Here is a 3,554-nt window from a genome sequence, read left to right as displayed (position 1 = left end):
TTCAGTTGAGCAACTACCTGCCCGCCCACTTCCTCTGAAGTGTTGACAACTTCACTCGTTGCCGAGGTTATAGTGTCCAGCAAGACCCTTATCCTGTCAGAAGACGCCCGCGACTGTTCGGCCAGTTTGCGGACCTCTTCCGCTACTACTGCAAAGCCGCGGCCGGCATCCCCCGCACGTGCCGCCTCAATGGCTGCATTCAACGCCAGGAGATTTGTCTGGTCCGTTATTGTATTGATCACTTCCAGGATCTCGCTAATCTGGTCGACGGAACCGCTCAAGCTTTTCAACTTTTCAACAACTAACTGGAAGGATTCGCGAACGTTCTTGATGGATGCAACCAGCATATCCAGCTCTTTCTTGCCCACATCTGCCAGCCTGGAAGTTTGTTCACTGTTTGTTTTGACGTGGCCGAGCTCAGTGTAGACTTTATCCAGGCTGGAGGTTATGTCCTCTATAAGTTTGACTATTTCCTGCAGGTGACCCGCCTGGTCCGAGGCCCCGGCTGCCACCTGCTGGATAGCCCTGGCCACCTCGCCGGAAGAAGCGGCGATCTCTTCGGACGCTGCGCTTAAGGTCTCAGAATTCTTCGCCAGGGTTTCAGCGTCTTTCCTGAGATATGAAAGCAGGGAGGCGGTAATGACCCTGGCTATTATAAAGGTCAGGACCAGGGTGACCAGGATTATTATGAGGGACGCAACCAGCATGGACCATCTCAGCCCTGCCGCCCTCTGCAACACTTCAAGCCTTGGTGCGGTGACCGCTATAGACCAGCCGGTGCTCTTGACCGGAGCGTAGGCTATCATGTAACCCTGGTTCTGAAGTGTGTAATCCGCCACACCTTCCTCCCCCCTGGCCATTTTGGAGACTGCTGCCGCCAGGGTCCCCAGAGACTGGTCGGATTTGGCCTGCTCCAAAATGTTCTCCTGGGCTCTGACCTTCTCAAAGTCTTTGTGAGCAATGATCTTACCGGTGCCGTCAACAGCAAAGGCGTACCCTGTACGGGCGTAGGTAATGCTTCCGACCAGATCGCTAAACCTCGCCCCGTCCACCACACCTACCAGGACGCCGGTTATTTCATTGGTGGCATAGTGACGTACGGGCGTGGCATAAGCAATTACCACTGTGTTGTCAATCCTGCTGGTAATGGTGCTGGAAACTACCGTTTTACCCGCCAGGGCGGCGCGGAAATAATCACGGTCTGCAATGTTAACCCTGCTTCCATTGGAGAAAATAGCATTCCCTTCCCTGTCAGCGATACCAAATTGCTTGAAGCCCAGACCTTCCACCCTCTTTTGCTCACTGGACAGGGCTTTTAACTTTTCATCAAGCGTTGACTCACGGTCACCCTGCATACCGCGGATAACGTTGCGGTTGGCTATGGTCTCCAGAATGTAGATCCGCGTCTGAACGCGGCTGTCCACGGTCTCGGCGGCCTGCCTGGCCAGTTTCAGCATGGCATCCCTGGCTTCGCTTTCCACAGCACTCCCGGCGCGGTTTTCGCTTATAAACCACAGCACGAGGCATCCGATGAGGACTATCAACCCGAATAAAAGAGTCATCCTGATCTGGAGCCTTCCCGTAAACTTTCCTCCCATACCTGCTTAATCCCTCCTTGATTCTGAGGCCTGACTCCGGTAGCTGGTACCCTCCACACTAACATCCAAACGTGGGCGTCACCGCACCTGCTTGAACAAAAAGAAAATTTCTCTCAGGATGGACAGGAGTGTTCCTACCCCCCCCCCTAATATCTTCCATCTCACCCCGGGGTATTCGCAGAAATGCCTCCACCACCCCGGGGTCAAACTGGCTGCCCGCGCATCGTTTCAGCTCGCCGAACGCGTGGTCCGGGGTGAGTGCTTTCCTGTAGGGCCTGGCGGAGGTCATGGCGTCGTATGCGTCGGCCACGCGGATTATGCGCGCCAGGAGCGGAATTTCTTCCCCTGATAGCCCCTCCGGGTACCCCCCACCGCCGTAGTCTTCGTGGTGGTGCCGCACGGCCGCCGTTACCTCGCCCGGGAACCCGGCCGGTTCCAGAATCCTGGCCCCCACTTCGGCGTGACCCTGCATTTCTTTCCTCTCTTCCGGTGTGAGGGGACCCCCCTTGAGAAGAATGTTCTCGCGGACGCCGATTTTGCCGATGTCGTGCAGGAGCCCGGCTATGTACACCTGTTCCTGTTCTCCAGCACCGAGTCCCATAATGCGGGCACACAAACGCGCCAGTTTCGCCACCCTCAGGGAATGACCCCTGGTGTAAACGTCCCTGGCCTCGAGGGCTGCCGCCAGTGCCTGCACGACATTCAGGTAGTATTTCCGCAGCGAGGTGTACAGCCGGGCGTTTTCCAGCGCCAGCCCCAGTTGTGAGGCTATAATCACCAGGTATTCGATTTCCTCTTCCGACCAGCGCCGCGGTACGGGTGAGTAAATTTTCAGAGTGCCCAGGATTTTCCCTGCCGTTTTCACCGGCACGACTGCCAGCGCACGTACCTCCGGTACGGAGTATGGAAGACGCGCGCCCGCCACGGCGCCAGCCAGGTCCTCCACGACCACAGGTTCCCCTTTCCGGAGCACCTCGCCCAGCAGGTTGCCGTCCGGCCGGATACGGCCCGTCTCCGCCTGCAACCCGGGACTCATGCCCACATTGCCCCTGAGCACCAGGTCGCCGGTTTTCTCGTCGAGCAGCCGCAGTATACACCACCGGGCTCCCAGCACTTCCCGCACGGCCTTCAGTGCGGCTTCGATGATCCGGTCTGCATCGAAACTGCCCGACACCACCTGTCCTACCTCGAGCAGCCGCTCCAGCATGACCGCACGTTCCCGAACCTTACGGAAAAGCCTGGCATTCTCCAGGGCAAGGCCCAGCGCGGTCCCCAGAGTGGTCAGGAAAACGGTCTCTTCCCCGGTGAAACGCTGCCCTCCGGGTTTCCCCGCCAGGGTGAGCACACCCGTCACCCTGCCACCAACCGTAAGGGGTACCGCCACTGCAGGCCGCTTTCCTCCCGCCGCGTCTTTCTCATCGTCAAAGTGCGCGGCGGCTACCTGGCGCTCTACCGCGGCTATTATCTCCCCTGCGGGAATAATCCCTGAGCTTTCCTCCAGCTCTACGGTAGCTGCCACTTCAGAGGACGAGTCCTCCGGTTCCGCATCAACCAGCATAAGCACCGACCCGCTGGCCGCACCGGTCAGTCCCAGCACCGCCTCCAGTCCCTGCCGGGCTACTTCGGACACTTCCAGGCTGCTCGAGACGGTTTTGCTGAACTCAAAAAGGGCCGTAAGTTCGTTCACCTTCTTCTGAAGTTCCTGCCCGGTGTACAGGAGCCGGGCTACGGTCTCCGCCACTGCCTGCATCATCCCCGTGGCTGCCGAGAGCCGCTCTTCACTCCAGACGGGTACCTTTATGGCCGCCGCCAGAAGCTCTTCGTGGCCAATGCCCGTTTCCCGGGCCAGTTGCTGCACTGCTTCTTTTGCAGGCTCCTGCAGCGCCACACTGCCGCCTACCAGCACTGCCGCCAGCTCCCCCGCTACCTTCAGCGGAGTCGCCAGGTGTACCAGCC

The 3,554-nt window shown here is 58.8% G+C and carries 2 protein-coding genes; both read right to left on the bottom strand.

Annotated elements, in window-relative coordinates; genetic code table 11:
- A partial coding sequence (locus ACPLUI_RS12630; protein ID WP_424660610.1) for a methyl-accepting chemotaxis protein occupies positions 1–1,598 on the bottom strand: 1,598 nt, incomplete at its 3' end.
- 58 nt (positions 1,599–1,656) lie between these two features.
- On the bottom strand, positions 1,657–3,554 hold a 1,898-nt coding region (locus tag ACPLUI_RS12625; protein ID WP_424660609.1), incomplete at its 5' end, for an HD domain-containing phosphohydrolase.

Source organism: Desulfofundulus sp. (genome assembly GCF_049701015.1).
Lineage (GTDB): Bacteria > Bacillota > Desulfotomaculia > Desulfotomaculales > Desulfovirgulaceae > Desulfofundulus.
The sequence above is the reverse complement of the archived record's forward strand: the minus strand, read 5'-3'. Positions and strand labels throughout refer to the sequence as shown.